Here is a 26,837-nt window from a genome sequence, read left to right as displayed (position 1 = left end):
CCCAAACAGTAGATAATTTGCCGTTCCAAAATTTATACTTCGCGAGCAGAAATGCCTAAACGCTGCATCCGCGATAACAACGTGGTGCGTTTGATACCCAGCTTAACCGCCGCACCGCGTGGCCCCGCCACAATGCCGTTAGTTTCACGCAGCACCTGAACAATACGCTCTCTTTCCTCTTCATCATTTTCTGGGGCTTTGGTTTGCAGAATCTGCGCCATTTTGGAGATTTTATCTGTCACATGCTTTTTGGTTGCGGGAATGCGTAAATCATTAAGCTGCAAATTAAGCGGCCCGCGCCGGGTCAAAATTACCGCTCTTTCAATCACGTTCTCCAGCTCACGCACGTTGCCAGGCCAAGGATATCGGCTCAAATGGTCTAAGGCTTCGGCGGGAATACTGTCAATATCTCGATTCATGCGGCGAGCCAGTTTTTGAGTAAAAAATCTCGCTAATAAAGGAATATCGTCTGGCCTTTCGCGCAGCGGGGGTAACAAAATCGGAAACACATTCAGCCGGTAATAGAGATCGCCGCGGAACTCACGCTCCGCCGCCATGTGTTGCAAATCACGGTTGGTCGCAGCAATAACGCGCACATTGACAGGGATAACGCGATTTCCCCCCAAACGTTCGATCTCCCGTTCCTGCAAAACGCGCAGCAGTTTGGGTTGAAGTTCGAGCGGCATATCACCGATTTCATCTAAAAATAACGTTCCCCCCTCGGCCATTTCGAAGCGCCCGAGATGGGTATTGGTGGCACCGGTAAACGCGCCTTTATCATGACCAAACAGATCGCTTTCAAGCAGACTGGAAGGCACAGCCGCACAGTTCATTTTTATCATGGGGCTATTATGTCTGGCGCTTAGCTTGTGAATAGCGCGAGCCACCATCTCTTTGCCGGTTCCCGTTTCCCCCAAAATCAATACGGTACTGTCGCTTTCTGCCACCATTTCCATTTGCTCAACCACATCACTCATGGCTTGGCTTTGGTAAATAATGTCGCTGAATCCATCGCTATTTTGGATTTGCTCGTTGAGCCAGATATTTTCATGCGCCAGACTATCTTTACTGCGGGTAATCTGGCCATAAGCGTCGGCATTTTCTACCGCAATGCCGATACGAGCCGCGATCTGTGCCAAAAGCTGGCAGCTATCGCGGGTAAAAATCGCGGGTTCTGGATGCGCTAAAATCAGAACGCCGAGAGGCTTGTGATTAAACGATAGCGGCAGAAAAAAAGCCGCCTGCATGCCTTTTTGAGCCAATGTCTGAAGCAATGGATCTTGTCTCCAATCGGCTAAATGCTTATGGGTTTGCACCAGAATAGACTGATTTTCATGCAGTGAACGCGCCACCATGCTGCCGTCCAGCTCAAGAGAAAATTGGCTACAGGTAACAGATTGATGAAGCAAATAGTCACTGGCGTATACCACTAAACTTTGCTGTTTACCGGCGTCGCGTAACGCCATGCCAATCGATGCAATACCAAAAAAGCGATGGATCTCTTTCGACACTTCTGCCACCAGTGCATCCGTTTCCAAATGCGATAACACAGAATTGGTGGTATCCACCAAAATCTGGCACTGATCGCGTTCATGACTTAAATTTACGCACTCTTCGCGCAGGCGCTCTTGCTCCAATAGGCCTTCAATGACCGGTGTGACCAGCCGCGCGAGCCAGGAAAAAAGCACTTTATCGTCAGCGCTAAACAGCCCACCGTCATTACGCACAAATCTGAGCTCAACCAGCGTGCTGCCCGCAAGCTTGACCACGTGCAAATTGCAGTCGCTCACGCTGCCCGTAAAAGCCGTTGCCGAACGCTCAACGCTGCCGTCATCAAAACAGCGATAATAAACGCCGTCGTTGAGATGAAGTTCGATAAATTGCACAGGGCTAAAGGGGGGCGGTAATGGGATAAAGGCTTTGAGCGCAGAAATACTGTCGGTTTGGCCAAGCAACTGCTGCGTAACCAGAGAGACAACCTCCTGCCACGGTAAATTTTGCGGAGTAACAACGCTAGTAACAATACTCGTTTCGCTCGGCTTCATAATATCGCAACGTTATCATTCTGATTATTGAATCCCCAGTGTAATACGTTTTTAAATTAATATAAGAAATGACACATTATTCTTTGATCAGAACAGGATATTTTTTTATTCCTCAACTCCCACATATATCTACGTCATCTTTAATAATCAAATTTTGTGATCTCGATAGTTATTCCACATTCGCTATAAAGTTTTTTTGGTACGCAACGTGCATGTTTTAAAGTGAATATAGAATCACACTTTCAATTCGTTCCTTTTTTATATCAGATGATATGACAGGAGTTAGCTATGAGCACAGGCAATCCATTTGATTTACGCTTGCCGGATGAAATGGCAAAAGTCGCTGAACAAGCAGGATTATATAAAGCAACGAAAAAGAAAGAGCTCTCATTCTTTCTCGCATTAACCGCTGGCGTATTTATTTCCCTCGCCTTTGTCTTCTACATCACCGTGACCATGGGCCCTGCGCCCGCAACGGGAGTCACCAAACTGGCCGGTGGATTATGCTTTGCCTTAGGGCTGATTCTGGTTGTCGTTAGTGGCGCGGATCTCTTTACTTCTTCGGTACTTACCGTGATGGCTAAGGCCAGCGGCCTTATCAACTGGCGTCAATTAATAACCAACTGGATCATCGTCTACGTCGGAAACTTTGTCGGTGCCATGCTGCTGGTCGCGCTTATCTGGTTCGCAGGACAAGCGATGAATAGCAACGGCCAGTGGGGGCTTAACGTTTTACAGACCGCCGATCACAAAATGCATCATACGTTTATTGAAGCAGTATGCCTCGGCATATTGTGTAACCTAATGGTTTGTCTTGCCGTATGGCTCAGTTACTCTGGACGTACTTTGGTCGACAAAATTGCCGCTCTCTTATTGCCTATCGGCATGTTTGTTGCCAGCGGTTTTGAGCACAGCATTGCCAATATGTTTCTTATTCCGCTGGCGATCGTCATTCGCAATTTTTCACCTGATACATTCTGGCAAACGCTGAATACAACACCGGATCAGTTTTCTGCTCTCACCGTGAATAACTTTATTACTGATAATCTTATCCCCGTCACTATAGGTAATATTATCGGTGGTGGCGTATTAGTAGGAATTACTTACTGGATGATCTACTTACGCCATCCTAAAAATGGAAAGTAATATTTTCGTCATTAATGACGATATGAGAAACTCATTATCATAATGGCGTACTGCCATTGTGATAGCTAGGGAAAAACTTAATGCATGATATCGGTAACGATAAATTTTAATTTATCTCGTCAGATTTGACGATTTAAAAAAATAATTCCATTCACGGATAAATTGACAACCAGCAAAGCCGAGCGAATACCAAACTGCTGCCAATATACAAAGATAAACAGGCTCACTTAATATGCCAAAGAAACAGGTTAGTCTTATTCAACATGACACGATAGAGAACCTTTCGGTCTGTTTTATCACGTATTTTGAACGTTATGGCAAACCGAAAAAAGCCTGCTTCTTAGCACATTTACAGACGCTATATCAGATACACACTGGCGTAAACCTTACCTCAGGAGAAGACCATTCCCATCACCTTGAAATTTTATTCTACCAAGCAACAAAAGCATGGCATATCTACCGCTACCACACCTTTGAACGGCGCACGAACAGAGGCCGAAATCATTTACAAGCAGGACGCGTATTTCGCGTCAATAACTGGAGCGTTCGTGACCTGTATCAGTGGTCGAAAAAGAATAGCTTCGATCTTTTCAACCATCTCAATATGCGGGGAGCAAAAAGGCTGCAATGCGTTTATCTCAACGATGAAGATCAGCCCTACTACATTCGTTGGCGCTCTGACGCTGCTGGCATTCATCCTTATGACATCATTGATTTTTCCTGGCGGGAGATTTCCACTTATCGGCTTATTCTCTCTGAGTCGCTAATCGTGCATAACCGTTGCGTTGGCAAAGAAAATGGCATCTGCGTGAACGGAAACCACTACCGCTCTATCCGTGATGCCTACGAAAGTTTGATGCCCAATAAGTCTTACGGTGCCGTTTGTCGCCTCCTGCGCCATGGCAAGACACCGGATGAAGCATTTGATGATGGCGAGCGGCATCGAAAGAAAATCTAAAATATTTTATTTTTTTGCATCCAATCCATCCCCCCGTCCGTATATGAGTATGTGAGGCACAGAGCCTGACTTTTCCCCTACTCATAAGGAACGCATCATGAATATGTTTACCCGTACCTTACTTTGCTCTTCTCTGCTGGTGTGTGGCGCTTCTGCATTTGCACAAAACATGTCTGAAGCCTCCATGATGTCTGGTGGTACTACCATGGTCGGTGGTGCAGCAATGTATCCACAAAAAAACATCGTCGAAAACGCAGTGAACTCTAAAGATCACACCACCTTGGTGGCAGCAGTCAAAGCCGCAGGTTTAGTCGATACCTTGCAGGGGAAAGGCCCTTTCACCGTTTTTGCGCCGACTAATGAAGCCTTTGCCGCCCTGCCAGCAGGCACGGTAGATACTCTGCTAAAGCCAGAAAACAAAGCCAAACTGGTGTCTGTACTCACATATCATGTGGTCCCCGGCTCTCTGGATATGAAAGCGCTGGAGAAAAAAATCCATCAAGGTAATGGCAAAGCGATGCTTAAAACCGTGAACGGACAAGATATCTGGCTATTACAAAACGGTCCGCACAATATTCAGATCCAAGACGCGAACGGCGGCGTGGCAAACATCAGCACATATGACGTTCATCAGAAAAACGGTGTCATCGATGTCATTGACAAGGTGCTCCTTCCTAAATAAAGCCGTCTATACTTGCTGCAGGCGAATTCTGTAGATTAATCCTGCACAAGGTAGAACGATGAATAATGGCGATATTGAGCCTCTAACACGACTAATCCAAGAGGCTGCTCGGGGAAACCGAGCGGCCTTTGAAGATCTGTATCGCCAAACGTCGCCGAGGCTTTATTCGGTTGCCGTGCAAATCTTACGTAATCCCACATGGGCGCAGGATATTCTGCAAGAGAGTTTTATTACCATCTGGCACAAAGCGGCAACCTATCAGCCAGGACTCAGTAGCCCGCAAACCTGGTTGACCCATATCGTCCGTAATCGCGCTATCGATGGTTTGCGTAGCGGCAGCGCGCGCTATGAAATACCAACCGATGATGAATTTGACACGGTGATGAGTGATAGCGGCATTAATGACGATCCGCTACAGCATATTCAAGACAGCGTGCAAAATCTGCGGCTAAAAGAGTGCTTAGCTGGCCTGCCCTCCGATCAGCAGCAAACCGTGGTACTGGCTTATTATCAAGGGCTGTCACATGGCGAAGTTTCCGCCTTTCTCCACCAGCCGCTGGGGACCATAAAAAGCTGGATACGCCGTGGCCTAGAACAACTTAAAGGATGCTTAGGCTTATGATCCCACGCACTGAACACCTCGAACAACTGGCTGGCGAATACGTGCTCGGCACGCTTCGCGGTTTGCCTCGAGCACGGTTTGAGCGTTGGCTGGAAAAGACGCCTGAGCTGCAAGTTCAGGTGCTACGTTGGCAAAATGGCCTGGCACCGCTTGACGATCTGTACCAACCGATTCAGCCTCCAGCTCATGTTTGGCAAAATATTGTGCGCCAGCTAGACGGTGAACGTGACAACGTCACACATATTAAATCTCACTGGTTTAAACGCCATGGTTGGATAGGCGCAGTCGTGCTAGCCGCCGCTTGCTTGTTATTAGTCCTGCTACCGAGAACATTGGTGAAACCCTACGCCCCACCGTCTGAAGTCGCGGTACTGGCCACTCAAGACAATAATATGCGCTGGCAGGTTAGCTTAAATCCAGACAGCCATGCGTTAACGTTAACACCGCCGCGTGGGTTGAATATTCCTAGCGACCGCAGCTTAGAACTGTGGGCGATACCGAAAGGTGGCAAGCCTATTTCACTCGGTATTATCAGCAATACCGCATTGAGCGCCGTTTCAGCATTAGGCAAACCGATTATTAATGGCAGCCTATTGGCCATAAGCCTTGAGCCGCGTGGTGGTTCTCCAACCGGACAGCCAACCGGTAAGGTTCTGTTTACAGGCAGTATTCAACTGTAAAATAGGCATTGTTCTCGATATGCCCATCGCTTCAGCCTGCGCCGCTAGACCAGTCGTCTAGAAAATACGGCGCAGTGCTTTTTCCACGCCCTGCTTTCGTGCTAAAATCCGCCCCTTAAATTTGTGTTCCACTCAGACTGTGAGAGTCTCATGTCAGATAACAGCCAGAAAAAAGTGATCGTCGGGATGTCCGGCGGCGTTGATTCCTCCGTATCCGCCTACCTATTACAACAACAGGGATATCAGGTTGCTGGCCTGTTCATGAAGAACTGGGAAGAGGACGACAATGAAGAGTACTGCTCAGCGGCGACCGATCTGGCTGACGCTCAGGCAGTTTGCGACAAGTTAGGTATCGAACTGCATACCGTTAACTTTGCGGCTGAATATTGGGATAACGTATTTGAGCTGTTCTTAGCCGAATACAAAGCAGGCCGAACGCCTAACCCTGATATCCTGTGTAACAAAGAGATCAAATTCAAAGCATTCTTAGAGTTCGCCGCCGAAGACTTAGGCGCTGACTACATTGCAACAGGCCACTACGTGCGCCGCCGTGATATTAACGGCACCACGCAGCTGTTGCGCGGCGTTGATACCAACAAAGATCAGAGTTACTTCTTGTATACGCTGAGCCATGAGCAAGTGGCACAGAGCCTGTTCCCGGTGGGTGAGCTCGAAAAGCCGGAAGTTCGCAAAATCGCCGAACAGTTAGAGCTTGCTACCGCGAAGAAGAAAGATTCAACCGGCATCTGCTTTATCGGTGAACGTAAATTCCGTGACTTCCTTGGCCGTTATTTGCCTGCACAGCCGGGTAAAATCATGACCGTTGACGGTGAAGAGATCGGCCAGCATCAAGGCCTGATGTACCACACTCTCGGACAGCGTAAGGGGCTCGGTATCGGCGGCACTAAAGACGGCGGTGAAGATCCTTGGTACGTAGTCGAGAAAGATCTTGAAAACAACGTGTTGCTCGTTGCTCAAGGCCACGACCACCCAAGCCTGTACTCGAATGGTTTAATTGCCCAGCAGCTGCATTGGGTCGATCGTAAAACCGTGCGTGAACCGTTCCGCTGCGTGGTGAAAACTCGCTATCGCCAGCCGGATATCGCTTGTACCGTCACGCCAATTGATGATGAACGCATTGAAGTTCGCTTCGACGAACCTGTTGCTGCGGTGACGCCAGGGCAGTCTGCGGTGTTTTACATCGACGAAGTCTGCTTAGGCGGCGGTGTTATCGAACAACGCATCATTGACTAAGTTTTCAGCAGCTTACTTAAGCCGGAGCACATTATTTGTTCTCCGGCTTTCTTATTTACAAAATTCAGACAGTTATAAATAAATCCTTTCTTAAATTACGGTTGAAAGTCGCGTGCTAGACTGAGAATATTCTGACGAATACTAATCAGAGATAAACGATGAATCCGTTACAGTCGCTCGATGTTCTCTACATAAATGCTTGTGTCACCTACGCATCGCTGTCGGTGAGCTATTTCGTGCTTAGCAAACACAACGCATTAAATTCACATTCATCGTTGAGTCGCCGCATTTTATTTGGCGTGATCGCGGGACTCATCTCGCTCTATCTCACGCGCAGTAAAATGTACTTCACCCATGAGATTTACTACAGCTTCGAAATTGTACCGATGCTGTTAGTCACTTTCTTTGGTGGCGGTATTGCAGGGATTACCGCATGGCTAGTGAACTTCGCGACCACCGGCGGTTTCGTTCTCGATAATCTGCTACTGGCGGTGATGCTGGTTCCGGTGCTCATCGCGAAAGTCTGGGAGCGAAATACCTTTCGCACCTATCTCAAAACGATCGTTTTTATCACGCTGTATCGCATAGTGATTGTGCTACCGTTTTTGCATACCAAAAATCACGTACTCGATATTTTGATCTACCAAGTTGTCTCTTTTCTTTGCTTACTGGTCTGTTATCAAACCCTGTCCATCAAGCGCCGCAGCGTCGATGCCTTCTTTAAAGTTCGCGCAGCATCGTTGCTTGATCCCATGACGAAAGTGCATAACCGACAGGCGCTCGAGCAACAAATGCAGGCGTTATCGAAGTCGCGTTCGCCCTGCTGTTTAGTGATGATCGATATTGATAACTTCAAATCCGTTAATGATACCTATGGGCACTTAGCGGGCGATCAGGTTTTGATTGAAGTGGCTGAGCTGATTCGTTTGATCACCCGTTCAGGCGATTTTGTGGCCCGTTTTGGCGGTGAAGAGTTTGCGCTTATTATCAATTATGACGATCTCAACCGCGCATATCACGTCTGTGAGCGTATCCGGTTAGCCATCAGTAACCGTAAATTCTTCCTCTCACATGGGCCAAAAATTCATGTCACGGCCTCATTTGGTATTAGCCTGTTTGATGGAAAAACAGCAACAATAGAGGAAGCGCTCAATCGTGCCGATAATGCGCTTTACACGGCGAAGCACAGCGGCAAAAACAAAGTGGTTATCGAGTAAAGTTTGCCCCATCGGCGTGGGAATCGAGCAGACGTCAGCCAAATATCAGCAAGGGACTCGATTGCCTCTGTGTTTAAGCCCTGCTTTGTGGCATGATCTGCGCTTGAATTTCTACGCGGGTTGCTAAACCTGCGTTAATTTTTCCTTGCCCGCGCATACAGGAGTCTCCGTGGCGAAGAACTACTACGACATCACCTTGGCATTAGCTGGTATCTGTCAATCAGCTCGACTGGTTCAACAGTTGGCACATGAAGGCCAGTGCGATAACGCCGCAATGAGAACGTCGCTGAACAGTATTCTTCAAACTAACCCGCCATCAACGCTGGCCGTATTCGGCGATCATGAGCGCGATCTTAAGTTAGGCCTCGAAACGCTGTTAAACGTGCTAAATGCCAACCGCCAAGGGCCTGGCGCGGAGTTAACGCGTTATTGTCTGAGCCTGATGGTGTTAGAACGCAAGCTGTTTGGCAACAATGCCGCCATGCAAACGCTGTCTGACCGCATCAATGTTCTAGACCGACAGCTGGCACATTTCGATCTCGAATCCGAAACGATTGTTAGCTCTCTAGCCTCGATTTACGTTGACGTCGTAAGCCCATTAGGCCCACGTATTCAGGTCACGGGTTCCCCAACTATCCTGCAAAATCCGCTAATTCAAGCCAAAGTACGCGCTGCATTGTTAGCGGGTATTCGCTCTGGGATCTTGTGGCAACAGGTTGGCGGTGGTCGCTTGCAGCTGATGTTCTCGCGCAACCGTTTATTCCAGATGGCACAAAATTTACTCACGCATTGTTAATCCAAGGCTTTGTCAGTTCTAAAGACAAGGTTTTGTAGGTTTAATACAGTTCGCCCAGCGATGACTCGCTGGAAGATGTACCGATTGATTACGTTTTTCAATATCCACCTCAATCCCTCAGGAGTTGCTACCGATGGAATTATCCTCTCTGACCGCTGTGTCACCGATTGACGGCCGCTATGGCGATAAAGTCACCGCGCTGCGTCCGATTTTCAGTGAATATGGTCTGCTGAAGTTCCGTGTGCAGGTAGAAGTACGTTGGTTGCAGAAATTAGCAGCCTGTGCAGAAATCCGCGAAGTTCCGCCTTTTGACGCCGACGCAAACGCTTTCCTTGACAAAATTGTCGCCGAATTCAGCGAAGAAGACGCTCAGCGCATCAAAACCATCGAGCGCACCACCAATCATGACGTTAAAGCCGTAGAATACTTCCTGAAAGAAAAAGTCGCCGAAGTTCCTGCGCTACAAGCGGTATCTGAGTTCATCCACTTTGCCTGTACCTCTGAAGACATTAACAACCTGTCTCACGCATTGATGCTGAACACCGCGCGTGAAGAAGTGATTAAGCCGCAGTGGCGCAAAATCATCGACGCGATTGCTGGCCTGTCTCAGGAATATCGCGATATTCCCCTGCTCTCTCGCACCCACGGTCAGCCAGCAACACCTTCTACCGTCGGTAAAGAATTTGCCAACGTGGCTTACCGCATGGAACGCCAATTCCGCCAGTTGGGTAATGTCGATATCCTAGGCAAAATCAACGGCGCGGTGGGTAACTATAATGCCCACGTAGTGGCATACCCTGAAGTCGATTGGCATCAGTTCAGCGAAGAGTTCGTCACGTCTCTGGGGATCCAATGGAACCCATACACCACGCAAATTGAACCGCATGACTATATTGCAGAACTGTTTGACTGCGTCGCACGCTTCAACACCATTTTGCTCGACTTTGACCGCGACATTTGGGGCTATATCGCTCTTAGCCATTTCAAACAGAAAACCATCGCGGGTGAAATAGGCTCGTCAACGATGCCGCACAAAGTCAACCCAATCGACTTCGAGAACTCTGAAGGTAATCTGGGTCTATCGAATGCGGTTCTGGGGCATTTGGCCGCTAAGTTGCCGGTTTCACGCTGGCAGCGCGATCTTACGGATTCCACCGTACTGCGCAACTTAGGCGTTGGACTTGGCTATGCATTAATCGCTTATCAGTCCACCCTGAAAGGGATTAGCAAGCTGGAAGTGAATCGCGATCATCTTCTGGATGAGCTGGATCACAACTGGGAAGTGTTGGCCGAGCCAATTCAGACCGTGATGCGCCGTTACGGCATCGAAAAGCCGTATGAAAAACTGAAAGAGTTAACTCGCGGTAAACGTGTTGACGCGGCGGGCATGCAGGCATTTATCGATGGACTGGCTCTGCCAGACGATGAGAAAACGCGCCTGAAAGCCATGACACCAGCCAATTATATTGGTGAAGCCATTACTCTCGTTGATAAGCTGAAATAATTAGCATTTCCGCTTCAAGCTGCCCGCCATTGCGGGCAGTTTTCATTCAGCCTGTTGTATTTTGTGCTTCGATATAAACCCCTGCCACGAAATCACGTATTTTTCCTTCTGCAATCTGAAATCACGGTCTACACTGAGGATCTCATCCGTCTTAATCAATACAAATAATCCGGACGTTCAATGCTATGAGCGCAGAAAATAGCCTGCAGTTATTAAATAAATTACAGCAAGATATTGCCCAAACTGGCTCAATGCCAATCTATCTTCGATTTAATGAATCTCTCCGCGAAGCCATTGATCAAGGGATCGTCAAACCCGGCGATTTTCTACCCAGCGAGCGTGCTTTCACTGACGCATTAAAAATTTCCAGAATTACGGTGCGTAAAGCGCTGGCATGCCTTGAACAAGACGATATTATCGGTCGAGGCCGTGGTTTTGGAACTATGGTGAAAAACACCCCAGCGTCGCCACTGGCTTACTCACTCGCTACCATTAAAGGGTTTTCGGGTGAGGTCAATCTACAAGGCCGGACGCCCGGTTCAGTGTGGATTAAGCGTGAACGTGTAACAGCATCACTCAACGTTGCCGAAAAACTGAATATTCCACAAAACAGTTCGGTTTTCCGCCTAGAACGTATTCGTACCGTGGATCACAGCCCCGTTTCCGTCGCTATTTCATACGTGGTTGAAAACGCCATTGATGACGTAGAGCAAATCGGCAATTCACTGTACGACTACCTGCGCAGCCGCCAGATCCAATTTGGTAAGCTTTATAGCCAAATTAGCGCCTGCTTAGCGAATAACGAACTACGCGAAAAGCTACTGATCAAAGAACCTTCGGCAATGTTGGTCATTCGCCAAACCTTGCTCGATCACGAACTGCGACCGTTGGAGTACAGCATCAACTACTGCCGTGGTGATATGTATGAGTACTCAACCGAAGATTGAGTTCTAACGCCCCATCATCAGAGCGCAACTCAACCAAGTGAGTGGCGCTTTTTTGTTTCCTTCTTTGCGAATTCCTTCGCATATTCATCTAGCAATTCCCTTTCGATCTTTATCGCACTGTGTGCAGCTTCGCAGGCTTTCATCATCAATCAAATTTCCTCAAGCAATTCAATTTGCTCAGGATTACTCTTTTTCGGCGACGACATGCCGAGCGATGTTGATACGCAACTGAAAATACTGCTTGCAAAGCATACATAAATGTATAAAATTTTATACACAAAGGAACGACACCATGTGTGATCAAAAAAGGACTTTCATTGCCATAACAGTTTCTGGTTTAAAACTAACACCTAGCGTTAAACCTATCGACTGGAGGGGAACATCTAAGAAGGCATTACTCTCCTTCTGCGATGAAGTAAAAAAACGGCAGGGTTTGAACTTCACCGTGTGCAATATGGCCTTGAGCCTCGGCATTGGAAGCCGAGAAACGATCTAGGTTCCGGTGTCGTTGAAATTCGAATAGATAACGACAATAACCAATACCGAATCATGTATGTCGCAACATTTGCCGAATCTGTCTATGTGCTGCATTGCTTCACGAAGAAAACGCAAAAGACCTCGCGCATAGACAATGAAATCGTCATGTTGCGGTATAAAGAAATCACCAAAGAAAGGAGTCTTAAACATGAGTAATCACAACATGAACAACCACATTGATACTCAGTCTCGCCATATTACTGAAGCGGATGGCAATATTTTTGCAGACCTTGGTTTTTCTGACAGCCAAGCCCAGCAATTACATGCAGAATCTCTCACCCAGATTAACGCGGAGTTAGAGATGAAGATCACCCTGATGGTTGAAATTACCCAGTGGATTGCGTCTAACAACCTTAAACAAAGCGCTGCCGCGGAAATATTGAATATTTCCCGCCCGAGAGTTTCCGACGTGGTGAATCAAAAAATCGAGAAGTTTACTATCGACTCACTTGTCGGCATGTTGAGCATGACCGGCAAGCGAGCACGTTTAGTGATTGAATAACGCGTGAGGTTAGAAAAACTCGGCTAACTCTTCCGTGGTCGGTGCACAATCACCGCCGCGGAAAGACACCACATAGGCAGCAATATGGTTGGCTAACGTCAATGCATCCTTGGCTGATAATCCACAGGCCAATCCTGCCAGCAGTCCAGCACAATGACTATCACCGGCGCCAATCGTATCAACCACGTTGACGAGGCAAGCATCAACCCAGCCTTTTTCATCATCCGCTTGATGATAATAGCAGCCAGCATCTCCCATTCTGACCACCACCAACTCTTTGGTTTGCTGATGAAGCTGCTGACAAAACGCCTCAACGCCATCTTTTTGCATACCAAGGATCTGGGCTTCACGCTCATTTAACGTGAGAATAACGCCGGGGCGCAATAGCTGCTGAACTATCTGAGGTGAAATGCGATCCAGCCTTGGGCCAAAATCTACCACCACCTTCACATCCTTCGGCAAACCATTAACCCAATTCAGTAAAACGTCACCACGCGGAACGCTAAGCTGATAGCCGGAAATGGACACAAAGCCCGACGTTGGTGTCAGCGGTGCTAACCACTGTGCCTGCCACTGGTTTTCAATACCGTCAAATGAGATAAAGGTTCGCTCACCATCGGGTTCAACCAACGCCAAACACCAACCATTGTCGCCTCCGGTGACGTTAAGCTGGCTATGAATGCCTTTGCTCGCCATGGCCGCCCGCAGCCGATCCGCCCACATTCCTTCGCCAATTGGCAGCATGGGTACACAGCTAACGCCCAAACGATGCAGCGCCAGCGCAATGTTTAACGCACATCCGCCCAGATGAACACCGCGTTCAAAGGCGGGCTGATCGCCGCCCTTTTCTGGTATACGATCGGTATCCGCCACCACGTCCATGACCGAGGCGCCGAGCACCATGACGGGCTGCGCCTGCTTTCGTTGATACAAAAATTGGTTCAGCCACGGTTTCATTATTTTGCGTCCTGCCATTGAGCACGGAATTTTTCGAACGCGATGCTATAACGCGTCATATCGATAGGGTTAGTTTGTTGCAGCGTTGACAGCCATTCAGGTTTAATGGCGTTAACCCCTTTCAATGCGCCGCAAATAGCCGTTGCCATAGCACCAATGGTATCAGTGTCACCGCCAAGATTGGCACACAGCACCGCACACTGGTTAGGACATCCCTGAGCCAAATCAACCATCGCAATCGCCGCAGGAACAGATTCGATGGTACTCACCCCCGCCCCCACTAATTGATAAACGCGCTCGCTGGCGTCTTCAATGCCATCAGAACCAGAAACCACCGAAAGCGCCAGTTCAATGCGCGCTGCCAAGGATGCGCTGAACGTTGATGGTCGAAACTCTTGCGCATAGGTGGCCACGGCAGGCAGCGCCATTTTGATTTCATCCCACGAAGCGCCTTCAACAGCTTTAGAGACTGCCCATGCAATCACCACGGCACCGGCTACCGCAATATCCGATTTATGCGTTGGACTCGAGGCTTCCCATACTTGATCAACAAAAGTACGCAACGGAGCCGAAGGAAGCACGCATCCCAAAGGAGAAACGCGCATCGCCGCGCCGTTAGTCACACCGTTGTTTTCTAAACTGCTAATTGGCTTGCCTTCTTTCTGTTCACGCAGCGCCACTTTTGAACTTGGGCCTAAAATATTCTTATTAAACGCATCGAAACTATCGACCCAACGAATAACGTTTCTCGCAATCAGCTCAGGGACCACTTTTCCGTTAGCCTCTACCAGCGCGTCAGCTAATGCCAGTGCCATCGAGGTATCATCGGTGAATTGTCCAGCGGTGAAATAACATGCAGCGTTGTTTTCCTGAGGGCCATCTAAGAAGCGGTCAATCCAGCCAAAATGGCTACGCACGCGTGAGCGTGGCCAAAGCTCAGAAGGCATCCCAAGTGAATCGCCCAACATTTGGCCATAAAGCGCACCAAGAATACGCTGTTGGAGAGTCACTTCTGCCTGTGAAGATACATGTAAGTTCATAGCAAACAACCTCAATATTTCATCGGCGACCGCGTTAGGAAACAGCCAAGTCGCCGCAAGATTAAATAAAAACGGTATTAATTTCCGATAGCAACCTGCGTGATTTCACGGTTTTTTTCGCGGAAAAAGAGAATGAAGAGCAGCATCACGGCAAAGACCATCGCCGCACCAACGCCCCACACGGTAAACCAGTCAAAGGTCATACCGTTGTGAGCTTCAGGTAATTGGAAGGCTGTCATTGCGCGGCCTCCCAGCCAGTTGCCGATAAAGCTGCCGAAACCTTGGCAAATAAGCGTGATCAAACCCTGCGCCGCTGTTCGCATATGCGCAGGCGCTTTTTTATCAACGTAGATATAGCCGGTCACAAAGTAGAAGTCGTAGCTAACGCCGTGTAGCAAAATACCGATAAACAGCATGCTATACATCAGCACATCCGCCGTACCGCCATAGATAAACAGCACATAGCGAATGCCCGCGGTGACGAAGCCCAGCAGTAGAACTTTTTTGATGCCATAACGCTTTAACAAGAACGGCAACGCCAGCATGGCGAAGATCTCGGACACCTGCCCAAGCGTCATCCAGCCGGTGGCATTTTCTAAGCCCACCTGCGTGAGGTAACCGTTGGCAAATTGATAGTAGAAAGCCAGAGGCATACAGAAGAGAAACGAGCACAGCGCAAAAATCGCAAAAGATCGGTCACGCAACAGGCTCAGCGCATTCAGTCCGAGCAAATCTTTAATATCGGTACGTTGACCCACTTTCGGCGGCGTGTTTGGCAGCATAAAGCTGTACAGGCCTAACAATACAGAAGCCAGCGCCGTGACAATCAGCGGCATATTGGTATCCGAAACGTTATCCATCCCCAGCAATGGCGGCAGCATAAAACCAACGACCAAGCCGGAAGCAATCCAACCTAAGGTGCCTAATACGCGGATTCGGGGAAAGTCTTTTTCAGTATCACGAATATTGGCAAAGGCGATACTGTTAGTCAGCGCTACGGTTGGCATATACGTCAAAGCATAAACCACCAGCAGAGGAAAAAATGTTGAGAACTGCGTCTGCCATGCCAAAAGCAGCATGAGCGTGCCGCCCACCAAATGCAGCCACCCCAGTACCTTTTGTGCCGCAAAATAGCGGTCGGCAATAACCCCCACGAGTACCGGAGACAGTATTGCCGCAATCGCCGTGCTGCTATATGACCATGCTATCTCTGAAGGAGAAAAACCGAGTTTATTCAGATACTGCCAGAGCGGCACAAACCATGCGCCCCAAATAAACCACTCCACGAACATCATCACGGATAGTTTAGTATTGTTATTATTAACTGTTTGCATTTGATTTCCTTGCACACGAATGGACTAACAACCCTTTCATTGCGTAGTACCTTAATAATACCATTGAAATAAAACTGAGAGCTGAATCGAACAATCATATTTGCTCTCTCAATCTAGGCAAACGTTTTCTTCTCGTTCTCCTCGCACCTTTCTAGCCAACCACCCCTTGATCGTTATTTTACTGAGAGCATTAAGTAAAAAAATTGTATGAAAATATTTTCTTAATTGTTTTTTATTTCCACATCTTTACAATGGAAATCATGATTAGCATGCTAATGATATGGAAGGTAAATGCTTATCATAATGTCTTCATCATCCTTCTCAGCCTGTTACTCAATCTAACGCTGGATCAAAATAAACAGCATTTCTTGGGTAACAGGTATCTCTTAAAGCAAGGTGCCGTTATGTCGAAGCCTCATGAAGCAATTCCAGCCAGAAGGCTGTTCTTAAAAAAATCGTTAACGCTGATCCCACTTGCCGCAGCGGCAGGAACCGGTGTGGTATCGCTCACCACAACTGCCCAAGCATCACCAGCAAAGTCCCCCGGAGTGAGCCAGCACTACGTTCCTGTTTATTTTAATAATGAGGAATGGGCCTTCCTGCTAGCAGCCTGTGAACGGCTAATCCCTACCGATGCAAATGGTCCAGGCGCGGTATCGCAGGGTGTCCCGGTTTTTATTGATAAACAGATGGAAGCCCCCTTCGGTCATGGCGGTCTGTGGTATATGCATCCCCCTTTTGTCGCCGCGGTGCCTGAACTGGGGTATCAGTCCAAATTGGTTCCTCGCGAGGTTTATCGTTTAGGGATCGGTGCGGTGAACGATTATTGCCAGCAGAAATTTCAACATCGTTTTGCCGAGCTAAAACCGGAACAGCAGGATCAGGTGCTATCTAGCCTAGAAAAAGACCAACCGACATTCGATGCCGTTCCCGCCAAAATGCTGTTCGATTTACTGCTACAAAATACCAAAGAGGGATATTTTGCTGACCCCATCCACGGAGGCAACCAGACGCTCGCATCGTGGCAACTGATCGGATTCCCCGGCGCTCGCGCCGACTTCACCGACTGGGTTGATCACCCGAATGAGCCTTACCCACAGGGCCCTGTCAGTATTTCCAGCAAGAGGACTGCATAGATGACAACGATAAAAAAAGACCCCGTTGACGTGGTAATTGTCGGTTTTGGCTGGACCGGCGCCATTATGGGCATGGAAATGACCGATGCGGGTTTGAGCGTCGTCGCGTTAGAACGTGGGGAAAAACGAGATACCTACCCTGACTTTGCTTATCCACGTATTGCCGATGAATTGACCTACGGGATTCGGCTCAAGCTTTTCCAAGAAGCGGCCAAAGAAACGGTGACCGTGCGCCATAATCCCGGCGATTACGCCGTACCCTACCGCCAATTTGGCTCATTCTTGCCGGGTAACGGCGTTGGGGGTGCAGGTGTTCACTGGAACGGCATGCACTGGCGGGCCTTACCGAGCGATTTAAAATTACACACCACAATCAGCGAACGCTATGGAAAGACATTTATTCCTCAAGGCATGTTATTGCAAGACTATCCTGTTGATTATGCCGACTTAGAGCCTTTCTTTGATAAGTTCGAAAAAGTCTGTGGAACCGCCGGTAAATCTGGCAACCTGCGGGGCGAAATTATCGAAGGCGGTAATCCTTTTGAAGGCCCAAGAGCCTCCGAGTATCCTACTCCACCGCTTAAATCACTCTATTCGGGGACCTTATTTAGCCAAGCCGCCAAAGAACTGGGTTATCACCCTTTTGCCATTCCTGCGGCGAACTGCTCACAACCGTATACCAACCCCTATGGCGTACAATTGGGCCCATGCAACTATTGCGGTTACTGCGAACGCTTTGGGTGTTTCATGTACTCCAAAGGATCGCCGCAAAGTACCATCTTGCCTGTGCTCACCCAGCGTAAAAACTTTGAACTACGCACCAACTCCATGGTTATTAAGGTAAACCTCGATAGCAGTGGTAAAAAAGCCACCGGCGTAACCTACATCGACATCCAAGGCCGCGAAATTGAGCAACCGGCCAATATGGTTATCTTGAGCGCCTATCAGCTGCATAACGTTCGCTTGCTGTTACTTTCCGGCATTGGTAAGCCGTACAACCCACAAACGGGTGAAGGAATGGTGGGGAGAAACTACGCGTATCAAATGAACAGCGGTATTTCGCTCTTCTTTGATAAAGACACCCATTTCAATCCGTTTATCGGCGCTGGTGCTGCGGGTGCCGTCATTGATGATTTCAACAGTGATAACTTCGATCATACCAATCTTGGGTTTATCGGCGGTGCTTATATCTCCGCCGTGCGTACCGGTGGACGTCCGATCCAGCAAATGACACTGCCTGCCGATACGCCAACGTGGGGCGCAGGTTGGAAACAAGGGATCAAAGATAACTATCTGCATTCGATGAGCATCGGTTCCGAAGGTTCGGTCATGCCGTACAAAGAGTGCTATTTAGATCTCGATCCAAACTATAAAGATGCTTTCGGCCAGCCCCTGCTTCGCATGACCTTTGATTGGAAGCCCAATGAAGTGAAAATGACGCAGCACATCACCAGTAAAATGCAGGGTATCGCCACCGCGATGAATCCTAAACAAATGAAAGTCTCGGTGATGGACATGAATAGTCATTATGACGTCCGCCCTTATCAGTCAACCCACACCACCGGCGGCGCGATTATGGGCGATAGCCCATCCAACAGCGTGGTGAATAAATACCTGCAAAGCTGGGACGTCCCTAACGTCTTCGTACAGGGTGCAAGCGCCTTCCCACAAAATATGGCCTATAACCCAACCGGATTGGTTGGCGCGTTAGCCTATTGGTCAGCACATGCCATTCGCACCCAATACTTAGCCAATCCGGGCCCATTGGTTCAGGCCTGACAGGGAGAGTAATCATGAAAATAATCAGACAAACGCAGCTGGCCATATTGTTACTGAGCGCAACCGGATTTTATGCTCAAGCCGCCCCTGTTCCACTCGAGCAACGAATCGCCCATGGTGAATATCTTTCCCGTGCGGGCGACTGTACCGCATGCCATACCGCCGTTGGGGGGCAGCCCTTTGCTGGCGGATTAAAAATGACAACGCCGGTCGGGGCAATCTATTCCACCAATATCACCCCAGATAGAAAACACGGTATTGGCGAATACAGCTTTGCCGAGTTTTCCGACGCGGTGCGCAAAGGTATCCGCAAAGATGGCACCCATCTCTATCCGGCTATGCCCTATCCCTCCTTCGTTAAAATCAACGAAGACGACATGCAGGATCTCTATCTCTATTTTCAGCATGGAGTGAAACCCGTGGCGCAAGCCAACAAAGACAGCGATATTCCTTGGCCGCTGAATATGCGCTGGCCGCTGGCTGGCTGGAATCTTCTGTTCCGTCATGACGGCGTATTCCAACCTGATACTCAGCAAACGACAGCATGGAACCGAGGCGCGTATTTAGTTCAAGGACTTGGTCACTGTGGTTCTTGTCATACTCCACGCGGGATCGGTTTCCAAGAAAAAGCGCTAGACCAGTCTGAGCCTGAATATCTCAGCGGGGGTACGTTAGAAGGCTGGCACGCGGCAAACTTACGCGGTGATAAAGTCACCGGTCTGGGTCAGTGGAATGAGCAACAAATTGCCCAATTCTTGCAATCCGGTCATACGGAAAAGTCCGCCGCGTTTGGCTCCATGACCTACGTGGTGCAAGACAGCACGCAATATTTAAATGCAGAAGATTTGCAGGCAATTGCGGTCTACTTGAAATCGTTGCAGCCGATGGGCGATAACGCCAAAGAACTGGTGAAGGATCCCGCCACCTATCAGGCACTCACCAGCGGTAAGGCAACGCAGCCGGGGGCGCAGCTGTATCTTGATAACTGCGCTGCCTGCCACCGTTCAGACGGTATGGGCTATGAAAACACCTTCCCTGCGCTCGCGCATAATCCTGTACTGCTGAGCAAAGATCCCTCTTCGCTGATTAGCATTGTATTGAAAGGATCTCATATGCCGATCACGCAAACGGCACCAACTGGGCTCACCATGCCAGATTTTGGCTGGCGTCTCAGTGACGAAGACGTCGCACAACTGCTGTCGTTTGTGCGCACTGGCTGGGGAAACCAAGCAGAACCCGTCAGCGCATCACAGGTGAAAGATATTCGCGCCGAGCTGCCTAAGCCTAAAGAGAAGTAATCGTTTTTCTATTTATTTCACGCCCTCTGCATACTCTAAAGGCCCCTAAACGGGGCCTTTCATTTCCCGTTTAGTTTTCGTTTAAGTTTGATGGCGCATGGTTGAGGAAAGGTTTAGGCGATAGTTTCGATACTGGTTGTCGCAACACTGCAACAATGAATATTGAGGGAATCACCTATGTTTAAGCAATCCTTATGCGCAATGGCCATCATCGGTGCGATGACCGGCATGGCACAAGCCGACGATTACACTTATGTCGCTGGCGGCCTTCAGATTGGTGGTATCACCAGCAAAAGTGATTTTGATAAATTAGTGCATCAAAACCGTCCAGATCAAAGCAAAACCACCATGGGTGGCTTTTACCTGCGCGGTGGCTACGGATTTGAAAATAATCTGTTCATTGATGCGCGCCTGAACGGAATGGGAAACAGCCAACGTAGCAGCGGCGATAGCCTGCTGGGTCTTGGCTATCATTTCCCAATTAATCCAAACACCGATATGTATGCACTCATCGGTGCCAGTGGTCACGTCATTTCAACCAATTTTGATTGGGATAAGAAGCGTGATAAAAGCTGGGGCAGCGCCACCGGTGAAATTGGCGTGAAGAGCCACATTACCGATAAAATTGGTATGAATGTCGCTTATCGTTACGCTGAATATGACAGCCGCGGTTTTAACGAAGCGCGAATTGGGGCAGATTATGCCTTAACATCAAATCTTGCGACCGAAATTGGTTATACCTACCATAATTGGAAAGTGGACGATCAGATCGGTGAGATCGGGCTTCGTTATACTTTCTAGTAAGATAACGCGAATATTAACCTTGCCAAGAGACGCTTTCTCTTGGCATCCATCTTAGGGAGAAGTCCTTCATGCGAATTCTGGTCGTTGAAGATAATGGTTTGCTTCGCCATCACCTGTCTGTGCAAATGCGCGACATGGGCCATCAGGTCGATGCTGCAGAAGATGCCAAAGAGGCTGATTTTTTTGTTAATGAACAAACGCCAGACATAGCGATTGTTGATTTAGGCTTGCCGGGAGAAGATGGTTTAAGCCTGATCCGTCGTTGGCGCTCAGAGCAAATTAAGCTGCCAATCTTAGTGCTAACCGCACGTGAAAGCTGGCAGGACAAAGTTGCCGTGCTTGAGGCGGGTGCTGATGATTACGTCACCAAACCCTTCCATCTCGAAGAGGTGATTGCACGTATGCAGGCCCTCATGCGTCGTAACAGCGGATTGGCCTCACAGGTGATTACCCTGCCTCCGTTCCAGATCGATCTTTCGCGCCGTGAGCTGACGGTTAACGATAATCTGATTAAACTGACCGCGTTTGAATACACCATCATTGAAACGTTAATCCGTAACCACGCCAAAGTGGTTAGCAAAGACGCTCTGATGTTGCAGCTTTACCCAGATGCAGAACTGCGCGAAAGCCATACAATCGATGTATTGATGGGACGTCTGCGTAAAAAATTACAGAACGAATATCCCCATGAAGTGATAACAACCGTGCGTGGTCAAGGCTACAGGTTTGATATCAACGAATGAACCTTTCGCGCTGGAATCGCTTTAAAACACAGCCGTTCTCGTTAAGAACGCGCTTTCTCCTTGCCACTGCAGCCGTAGTTTTCATGCTGTCATTAGCCTATGGCGTGGTTGCAGTGGTTGGCTATGTGGTCAGTTTTGACAAAACCACATTCCGCCTATTGCGCGGTGAAAGTAATCTGTTTTTCAGTCTGGCGCACTGGGAGAACAACAAGCTTACCATCACCTCTCCCCCCAACTTCGATCTTAACGCACCGACGTTGGTGATGATTTACGACGACAAAGGCACCCTACTTTGGTCGCAGCGTAAAGTCCCTGAGCTTGAAAAACGCATTGAAAAATCTTGGCTGGAAAAACCGGGATTCTATGAGTTGGACTCCAGTACCGTATTCAGTAGCGCAGTACTGGGAGACAACCCAAAGGTTCAAGACCAGCTTAAAGATTATGACGACAACGATGACGATGCGATGACCCACTCCGTTGCCGTTAATCAATACGCGGCAACGGCACGTCTACCGGCGCTGACTATTGTCGTCGTCGATACCATCCCGCAGGAGTTACAAAATTCCGATATGGTGTGGGGCTGGTTTACCTATGTCCTGATCGCCAATATTCTGCTCGTGGTACCGCTCCTGTGGCTGGCGGCATATTGGAGCTTACAGCCGATCAAAGCGGTGCTGATACAGGTACGCGAGCTTGAAAGCGGCCAGCGAGAACAGCTGAGTGAAAATCCGCCGCGCGAACTGCGTGGGTTGGTGCGTAACCTCAATATTTTGCTCAACAATGAGCGCCAACGTTACACCCGTTATCGCACCACGCTAACCGATTTAACGCACAGTCTGAAAACGCCGCTGGCCGTGCTGCAAAGTACTCTGCGCTCGTTGCGTAATGGCAAAGACTTAAAAATTGAACAGGCTGAACCCATTATGCTGGAGCAAATTAGCCGAATCTCACAGCAGATTGGTTACTATTTACACCGCGCCAGCATGCAATCTGAACACAATATGCTCAACCGTGAGCTGCATTCCGTGCCTCCGCTGTTAGATAGCCTGTGTTCGGCGCTCAATAAGGTTTATCAGCGTAAAGGTGTGGATATAACGCTAGATATTTCTCCTGAGCTGACGTTCGTCGGTGAAAAAAACGACTTTATGGAAGTGATGGGAAATGTGCTGGATAACGCCTGCAAATATTGTCTGGAGTTCGTAGAAATTACCGCACAGCAGACAGATAAAGAATTGATTATCATGATTGACGACGATGGTCCTGGCATTCCAGAGAGCAAACGTGAGCTCATCTTCCGCCGAGGCCAGCGCATTGATACGCTGCGTCCAGGGCAAGGCCTTGGCTTAGCGTTAGTGGATGAGTTATTACAGCAGTATGACGGTGAAGCCATCATCACTGATAGTCATTTAGGCGGTGCGCGAATGAGCATTCATTTTGGCCGCCAGCAGGTTTCCCACGCCGTCGATTAAACAATACCGTTCCCTTCCCCTGAATACGGCGTGTTATCTGCGCCGTATCAGCAAAACATTCCTCTTTTAAGTACAAGTTGTGACAAACAGGCAGAGGAATCCCTGCGCGCTTCCGTTATAATCCCAACAGATACATACACAGGGAATTAACAATGGATTATCAACTTGATCTCGACTGGAATGATTTTTTGCAACGCTACTGGCAAAAACGCCCGGTCATCCTAAAGCGTGGGTTCAAGAATTTTGTTGATCCCATTTCACCCGACGAATTAGCAGGTCTTGCGATGGAAAACGAGGTTGATAGTCGCCTTGTTAGCCAGCAGGACGGACGCTGGCAGGTCGCTCACGGTCCGTTTGAGAGCTATGACCATCTGGGTGAAAATAATTGGTCTATTCTGGTGCAGGCCGTCGACCACTGGCACGTGCCCTCCAGCGCATTAATGCGCCCATTCCGCAAGCTTCCTGACTGGCGAACTGACGATCTCATGATCTCCTTCTCAGTACCGGGCGGCGGCGTAGGGCCACATTTGGATCAGTACGACGTCTTTATCATCCAAGGCACCGGCCGTCGTCGGTGGCGTGTTGGCGAAAAGCATCCGCTAAGACAACATAGCCCACATCCTGATTTGCTTCAGGTTGAACCGTTCGACGCGATCATTGATGAAGAGATGGAACCGGGCGATATTCTGTATATCCCGCCAGGGTTCCCACATGAAGGCTATGCGCTAGAGAACTCGCTGAACTATTCGGTGGGCTTCCGCGCCCCTAATAGCCGTGAGCTCATCAGCGGATTTGCCGATTTTGTGCTGGCGAACGAATTGGGCAGTGAGCGCTACAGCGATCCGGATCTCGCCCTTCGCGAAAATCCTTCGGAAGTGCAAAGTGCCGAATTGGAAAAACTGCGTGGCATGATGATGAGCCAATTGCAGAACCAAGATAATTTCAATCTTTGGTTTGGTGAGTTTGTCAGTCAGTCTCGTCATGAGCTGGATATTGCACCACCTGAGCCGCCTTATCAGGCTGGCGAGATTTACGAATTACTCCAATCAGGTGAATCCCTTGAACGACTGGGTGGGCTTCGCGTTATCAACGTAGCAGGCAGTTGTTATGTCAACGGTGAGATCATTGTCACCGAGCACAGCGCAGCGGCACAGGCCTTAGCACGTGAATACGTGATTAACGCAGCAATGCTGGGCGAAGCGCTTGACGACCCAAGCTTCCTCGTCACTTTGGCCGCTTTAATTAATAGCGGTTATTGGTTCTTCCGCGATTAAACACCGTTATATTTAGCATCCCTAACATCTGGCAGATTATATAAATTTGTCAGATGTTTTTTATTTTAAAATATGAATGATTTATTTATTAAATTTTTTTAATGTAGAGTTAATCAATATATGTGCCCTACCTCACTATCAAACTAATAACTTACGTATTATTCTTTCCCCTATCCTTTCAATAGCACCAATTTTTTTAGAAAACTACTTTCTATGGATGCTCTATCTAATAAGAAAACATCTCTAGGCATTAACGTATTAAAAGCCGCAAGAGCGCGTATTGAATGGACATTCAATACTTTCAACCGAGTTTGTGTTTCTTTTTCAGGTGGAAAAGATTCCACTACATTGCTGCATTTAGCGGCAGAGCAGGCAAGAAAGAATGGAAGAAAATTCGATATTGTTTTTATCGATTGGGAAGCGCAGTTTAGTCACACCATCAATCATATTGAAAAGATGCGAAGCTTATATCAGGACGTCATTGAGCATTTTTATTGGGTCGCATTGCCTATTACCACGGGGAATTCTGTTTCACAATTTCAACCAGAATGGCAATGTTGGACGCCAAATACAAATTGGATCCGCCAACCACCGGCTGATGCTATTACCGACCCTAGCTTTTTCCCATTTTATTATGACGGAATTACCTTCGAGTCATTTATGCCCGCCTTCTCTGACTGGTATTCCAACCAGCAACCCTGCGCCATGATGATCGGAATTCGAACCGATGAGTCATACACCCGTTTCTGGGCCATCGCGTCTAAGCGTAAAAACCGCTTTGCGGATGACAAGCCATGGACAACAGGAACCATTACAGGTCATGCCTATAATATCTACCCTATCTACGACTGGAAAACGGACGATATCTGGACCTATTTCTCTTCCACAAAAAAAATCTATAACCCCTTGTATGACCTAATGTTTCAAGCTGGCGTAGGGTTACATGCCATGCGGATCTGTGAACCCTTTAGCCCCGAACAGCGGCAAGGTCTGTGGCTCTATCACGTGCTTGAGCCTGAATGTTGGGAACATGTTTGTGAGCGAGTCTCTGGGGCCAATACCGGCAGCATTTATGCCAATAGCCGAGGCGATTTCTATGCTCGCCGTCAGGTACACAAACCCGACAATCATACTTGGCGCAGTTATGCCCTGTTCTTGCTCGACAGCATGCCGCAAAAAACCGCTGAGCATTATCGAAATAAGGTCGCCATTTATTTACGTTGGTATCAAACCCATGGTTTCCCTGACGATATCCCCGACGAACAAGAAAAAGATATCGGTTCTAAAGATATTCCATCATGGCGACGTATTTGCAAAGTGCTTTTACGCAATGATTACTGGTGTCGATCATTATCATTTAGCCCGAATAAGCCAAACAGCTATGAACGTTACACTAAAAGGATACAGGCAAAAAGGAAATGCTGGAGCATCATATGAAGATTGATTTATTAATTAACGAGCTAAAAATAGAATTAGAAAATATGTCCGAAACCGTCCAAATTGAGACTCTAAATAAGATCCGATTAGCACTGCATGCGCTTAGCCCTTTTTCTAATGAACCTATTGATTGCGTACTTTGGAAACCCATTGAGCGTGTTATCTCAAATGATTACAACCCTAATTCCGTCGCACCACCAGAAAAACGTTTGTTATATACCTCGTTGCTGCGCGATGGCTATACTCAGCCGATTGTCACCAGTCAACTCTCCTCGGATGATAAAACACACGTTATCGTTGATGGGTTTCATCGGTGCGAACTCGCATCCACGCGGCCTCTTTTGCGCACTCGAGTACTTGGTTATCTCCCCGTTGTCATGCTCAACGAAAGCGCACAGGAGAAAACACATTTGATTGCGGCAACCATTCGCCATAACCGTGCCCGCGGCAAACACCAGATCAGCGCCATGTCCGATATTGTTCGGGAGCTCTATCATTTAGGCTGGGATGACGAAAGGATAAGTGAAGAATTAGGAATGGATGCCGATGAGGTTTTACGCTTAAAACAGATTAGTGGCCTGATGGAACTGTTCGAAGACCGTGAATTTTCTGAAGCATGGACGGTGAAATAGCAAAAAAATCGCCACTCTTACTCGGTAAGAATGGCGAACAAAAT

25 protein-coding genes are annotated in these 26,837 nt (G+C 48.2%); 21 read left to right on the top strand and 4 right to left on the bottom strand.

The genetic code is table 11. The features are described 5' to 3' along the window. Positions 1 to 32 precede the first annotated feature (32 nt). On the bottom strand, positions 33 to 2,045 hold the full coding sequence (locus DSM2777_RS15120) for a sigma 54-interacting transcriptional regulator (RefSeq protein ID WP_061554428.1): 2,013 nt from the start codon (positions 2,043 to 2,045) through the stop codon (positions 33 to 35). 288 nt (positions 2,046 to 2,333) lie between these two features. Between DSM2777_RS15120 and focA the strand changes: the two genes are divergently transcribed. From focA to DSM2777_RS15060, 12 genes are all read left to right on the top strand, one after another. Next, positions 2,334 to 3,191 (top strand): formate transporter FocA, encoded by an 858-nt coding sequence (gene focA / locus DSM2777_RS15115; RefSeq protein ID WP_061554427.1) that lies wholly within the window; start codon positions 2,334 to 2,336, stop codon positions 3,189 to 3,191. 232 nt (positions 3,192 to 3,423) lie between these two features. Continuing rightward, the gene (locus DSM2777_RS15110) at positions 3,424 to 4,149 is read left to right on the top strand and encodes a hypothetical protein (protein ID WP_061554426.1); all 726 of its coding nucleotides are present in this window, start codon (positions 3,424 to 3,426) and stop codon (positions 4,147 to 4,149) included. A 97-nt stretch (positions 4,150 to 4,246) separates the two neighbouring features. Next, positions 4,247 to 4,831: a fasciclin domain-containing protein gene (locus tag DSM2777_RS15105; protein WP_046457505.1), complete on the top strand. Its 585-nt coding sequence runs from the start codon at positions 4,247 to 4,249 to the stop codon at positions 4,829 to 4,831. 58 nt (positions 4,832 to 4,889) lie between these two features. Continuing rightward, positions 4,890 to 5,453, top strand: a complete 564-nt coding sequence (locus DSM2777_RS15100) for an RNA polymerase sigma factor (protein WP_046457504.1) — start codon at positions 4,890 to 4,892, stop codon at positions 5,451 to 5,453. After that, the gene (locus DSM2777_RS15095) at positions 5,450 to 6,133 is read left to right on the top strand and encodes an anti-sigma factor (protein ID WP_061554425.1); all 684 of its coding nucleotides are present in this window, start codon (positions 5,450 to 5,452) and stop codon (positions 6,131 to 6,133) included. Before DSM2777_RS15100 ends, DSM2777_RS15095 begins: the two co-directional genes overlap by 4 nt. Positions 6,134 to 6,283: 150 nt before the next feature. After that, positions 6,284 to 7,387: a tRNA 2-thiouridine(34) synthase MnmA gene (mnmA, locus tag DSM2777_RS15090; protein WP_061554424.1), complete on the top strand. Its 1,104-nt coding sequence runs from the start codon at positions 6,284 to 6,286 to the stop codon at positions 7,385 to 7,387. Between the two features lie 158 nt (positions 7,388 to 7,545). Further along, a complete protein-coding gene (locus tag DSM2777_RS15085; RefSeq protein ID WP_046457502.1) occupies positions 7,546 to 8,604 on the top strand; it encodes a GGDEF domain-containing protein in 1,059 nt (352 codons plus the stop codon). Between the two features lie 169 nt (positions 8,605 to 8,773). Further along, on the top strand, positions 8,774 to 9,400 hold the full coding sequence (hflD, locus tag DSM2777_RS15080) for a high frequency lysogenization protein HflD (protein ID WP_040046563.1): 627 nt from the start codon (positions 8,774 to 8,776) through the stop codon (positions 9,398 to 9,400). A gap of 133 nt (positions 9,401 to 9,533) precedes the next feature. Next, positions 9,534 to 10,904: an adenylosuccinate lyase gene (gene purB / locus DSM2777_RS15075; RefSeq protein WP_061554423.1), complete on the top strand. Its 1,371-nt coding sequence runs from the start codon at positions 9,534 to 9,536 to the stop codon at positions 10,902 to 10,904. Between the two features lie 185 nt (positions 10,905 to 11,089). Beyond that, entirely contained in the window at positions 11,090 to 11,851 is a 762-nt protein-coding gene (locus DSM2777_RS15070) for a GntR family transcriptional regulator (protein ID WP_061554422.1), read from the top strand. A 447-nt stretch (positions 11,852 to 12,298) separates the two neighbouring features. Next, complete coding sequence (locus DSM2777_RS25005; RefSeq protein ID WP_237087785.1) at positions 12,299 to 12,544, top strand: type II toxin-antitoxin system RelE/ParE family toxin; 246 nt, start codon at positions 12,299 to 12,301, stop codon at positions 12,542 to 12,544. Between the two features lie 7 nt (positions 12,545 to 12,551). Then, complete coding sequence (locus tag DSM2777_RS15060) at positions 12,552 to 12,890, top strand: helix-turn-helix domain-containing protein (RefSeq protein WP_061555406.1); 339 nt, start codon at positions 12,552 to 12,554, stop codon at positions 12,888 to 12,890. Between the two features lie 9 nt (positions 12,891 to 12,899). Here DSM2777_RS15060 and DSM2777_RS15055 read toward each other — a convergent pair whose 3' ends face one another. The 3 genes from DSM2777_RS15055 to DSM2777_RS15045 form a co-directional block, all read right to left on the bottom strand. Beyond that, on the bottom strand, positions 12,900 to 13,847 hold the full coding sequence (locus DSM2777_RS15055; protein ID WP_061554421.1) for a PfkB family carbohydrate kinase: 948 nt from the start codon (positions 13,845 to 13,847) through the stop codon (positions 12,900 to 12,902). Further along, positions 13,847 to 14,887, bottom strand: a complete 1,041-nt coding sequence (locus DSM2777_RS15050) for an ADP-ribosylglycohydrolase family protein (RefSeq protein ID WP_061554420.1) — start codon at positions 14,885 to 14,887, stop codon at positions 13,847 to 13,849. The genes DSM2777_RS15055 and DSM2777_RS15050 overlap by 1 nt, the downstream gene beginning before the upstream one ends. 77 nt (positions 14,888 to 14,964) lie before the next feature. Then, positions 14,965 to 16,221: a nucleoside permease gene (locus DSM2777_RS15045; RefSeq protein ID WP_061554419.1), complete on the bottom strand. Its 1,257-nt coding sequence runs from the start codon at positions 16,219 to 16,221 to the stop codon at positions 14,965 to 14,967. Between the two features lie 404 nt (positions 16,222 to 16,625). Between DSM2777_RS15045 and DSM2777_RS15040 the strand changes: the two genes are divergently transcribed. From DSM2777_RS15040 to DSM2777_RS15000, 9 genes are all read left to right on the top strand, one after another. Next, positions 16,626 to 17,357 (top strand): gluconate 2-dehydrogenase subunit 3 family protein, encoded by a 732-nt coding sequence (locus tag DSM2777_RS15040; RefSeq protein WP_061555405.1) that lies wholly within the window; start codon positions 16,626 to 16,628, stop codon positions 17,355 to 17,357. Further along, entirely contained in the window at positions 17,358 to 19,136 is a 1,779-nt protein-coding gene (locus DSM2777_RS15035; RefSeq protein WP_061554418.1) for a GMC family oxidoreductase, read from the top strand. 14 nt (positions 19,137 to 19,150) lie between these two features. Next, a complete protein-coding gene (locus DSM2777_RS15030; RefSeq protein WP_061554417.1) occupies positions 19,151 to 20,434 on the top strand; it encodes a c-type cytochrome in 1,284 nt (427 codons plus the stop codon). 177 nt (positions 20,435 to 20,611) lie between these two features. Then, a complete protein-coding gene (locus DSM2777_RS15025; protein WP_061554416.1) occupies positions 20,612 to 21,235 on the top strand; it encodes a porin family protein in 624 nt (207 codons plus the stop codon). A 71-nt stretch (positions 21,236 to 21,306) separates the two neighbouring features. Continuing rightward, the gene (gene phoP, locus DSM2777_RS15020) at positions 21,307 to 21,981 is read left to right on the top strand and encodes a two-component system response regulator PhoP (RefSeq protein WP_040046551.1); all 675 of its coding nucleotides are present in this window, start codon (positions 21,307 to 21,309) and stop codon (positions 21,979 to 21,981) included. Further along, positions 21,978 to 23,450, top strand: coding sequence for a two-component system sensor histidine kinase PhoQ (gene phoQ, locus DSM2777_RS15015; RefSeq protein ID WP_046457494.1), 1,473 nt, complete (start codon positions 21,978 to 21,980; stop codon positions 23,448 to 23,450). The genes phoP and phoQ overlap by 4 nt, the downstream gene beginning before the upstream one ends. A 152-nt stretch (positions 23,451 to 23,602) precedes the next feature. Further along, positions 23,603 to 24,724, top strand: a complete 1,122-nt coding sequence (locus DSM2777_RS15010) for a ribosomal protein uL16 3-hydroxylase (RefSeq protein WP_046457493.1) — start codon at positions 23,603 to 23,605, stop codon at positions 24,722 to 24,724. 213 nt (positions 24,725 to 24,937) lie between these two features. Continuing rightward, positions 24,938 to 26,161, top strand: coding sequence for a phosphoadenosine phosphosulfate reductase (locus DSM2777_RS15005; RefSeq protein ID WP_061554415.1), 1,224 nt, complete (start codon positions 24,938 to 24,940; stop codon positions 26,159 to 26,161). Further along, entirely contained in the window at positions 26,158 to 26,793 is a 636-nt protein-coding gene (locus DSM2777_RS15000) for an IbrB-like domain-containing protein (protein ID WP_061554414.1), read from the top strand. Before DSM2777_RS15005 ends, DSM2777_RS15000 begins: the two co-directional genes overlap by 4 nt. Positions 26,794 to 26,837: the final 44 nt, after the last annotated feature.

Source organism: Obesumbacterium proteus, assembly GCF_001586165.1.
Taxonomy (GTDB): domain Bacteria; phylum Pseudomonadota; class Gammaproteobacteria; order Enterobacterales; family Enterobacteriaceae; genus Hafnia; species Hafnia protea.
Note: the sequence above shows the minus strand (reverse complement) of the source record. Positions and strands in the feature narration are given on the sequence as shown.

Bases quoted from the DNA above. Each gene is read 5' to 3' on its own strand.
- DSM2777_RS15110 (WP_061554426.1), top strand. From the start codon at position 3,424: ATGCCAAAGAAACAGGTTAGTCTTATTCAACATGACACGATAGAGAAC.
- phoQ (WP_046457494.1), top strand. From the start codon at position 21,978: ATGAACCTTTCGCGCTGGAATCGCTTTAAAACACAGCCGTTCTCGTTA.
- DSM2777_RS15055 (WP_061554421.1), bottom strand. From the start codon at position 13,847: ATGAAACCGTGGCTGAACCAATTTTTGTATCAACGAAAGCAGGCGCAG.
- DSM2777_RS15085 (WP_046457502.1), top strand. From the start codon at position 7,546: ATGAATCCGTTACAGTCGCTCGATGTTCTCTACATAAATGCTTGTGTC.
- DSM2777_RS15000 (WP_061554414.1), top strand. From the start codon at position 26,158: ATGAAGATTGATTTATTAATTAACGAGCTAAAAATAGAATTAGAAAAT.
- mnmA (WP_061554424.1), top strand. From the start codon at position 6,284: ATGTCAGATAACAGCCAGAAAAAAGTGATCGTCGGGATGTCCGGCGGC.
- DSM2777_RS15095 (WP_061554425.1), top strand. From the start codon at position 5,450: ATGATCCCACGCACTGAACACCTCGAACAACTGGCTGGCGAATACGTG.
- phoP (WP_040046551.1), top strand. From the start codon at position 21,307: ATGCGAATTCTGGTCGTTGAAGATAATGGTTTGCTTCGCCATCACCTG.
- DSM2777_RS15100 (WP_046457504.1), top strand. From the start codon at position 4,890: ATGAATAATGGCGATATTGAGCCTCTAACACGACTAATCCAAGAGGCT.
- purB (WP_061554423.1), top strand. From the start codon at position 9,534: ATGGAATTATCCTCTCTGACCGCTGTGTCACCGATTGACGGCCGCTAT.
- DSM2777_RS15035 (WP_061554418.1), top strand. From the start codon at position 17,358: ATGACAACGATAAAAAAAGACCCCGTTGACGTGGTAATTGTCGGTTTT.
- focA (WP_061554427.1), top strand. From the start codon at position 2,334: ATGAGCACAGGCAATCCATTTGATTTACGCTTGCCGGATGAAATGGCA.
- DSM2777_RS15050 (WP_061554420.1), bottom strand. From the start codon at position 14,887: ATGAACTTACATGTATCTTCACAGGCAGAAGTGACTCTCCAACAGCGT.
- DSM2777_RS15025 (WP_061554416.1), top strand. From the start codon at position 20,612: ATGTTTAAGCAATCCTTATGCGCAATGGCCATCATCGGTGCGATGACC.
- DSM2777_RS15105 (WP_046457505.1), top strand. From the start codon at position 4,247: ATGAATATGTTTACCCGTACCTTACTTTGCTCTTCTCTGCTGGTGTGT.
- DSM2777_RS15045 (WP_061554419.1), bottom strand. From the start codon at position 16,221: ATGCAAACAGTTAATAATAACAATACTAAACTATCCGTGATGATGTTC.
- DSM2777_RS15060 (WP_061555406.1), top strand. From the start codon at position 12,552: ATGAACAACCACATTGATACTCAGTCTCGCCATATTACTGAAGCGGAT.
- DSM2777_RS15010 (WP_046457493.1), top strand. From the start codon at position 23,603: ATGGATTATCAACTTGATCTCGACTGGAATGATTTTTTGCAACGCTAC.
- DSM2777_RS15040 (WP_061555405.1), top strand. From the start codon at position 16,626: ATGTCGAAGCCTCATGAAGCAATTCCAGCCAGAAGGCTGTTCTTAAAA.
- DSM2777_RS15030 (WP_061554417.1), top strand. From the start codon at position 19,151: ATGAAAATAATCAGACAAACGCAGCTGGCCATATTGTTACTGAGCGCA.
- DSM2777_RS15120 (WP_061554428.1), bottom strand. From the start codon at position 2,045: ATGAAGCCGAGCGAAACGAGTATTGTTACTAGCGTTGTTACTCCGCAA.
- DSM2777_RS15005 (WP_061554415.1), top strand. From the start codon at position 24,938: ATGGATGCTCTATCTAATAAGAAAACATCTCTAGGCATTAACGTATTA.
- DSM2777_RS15070 (WP_061554422.1), top strand. From the start codon at position 11,090: ATGAGCGCAGAAAATAGCCTGCAGTTATTAAATAAATTACAGCAAGAT.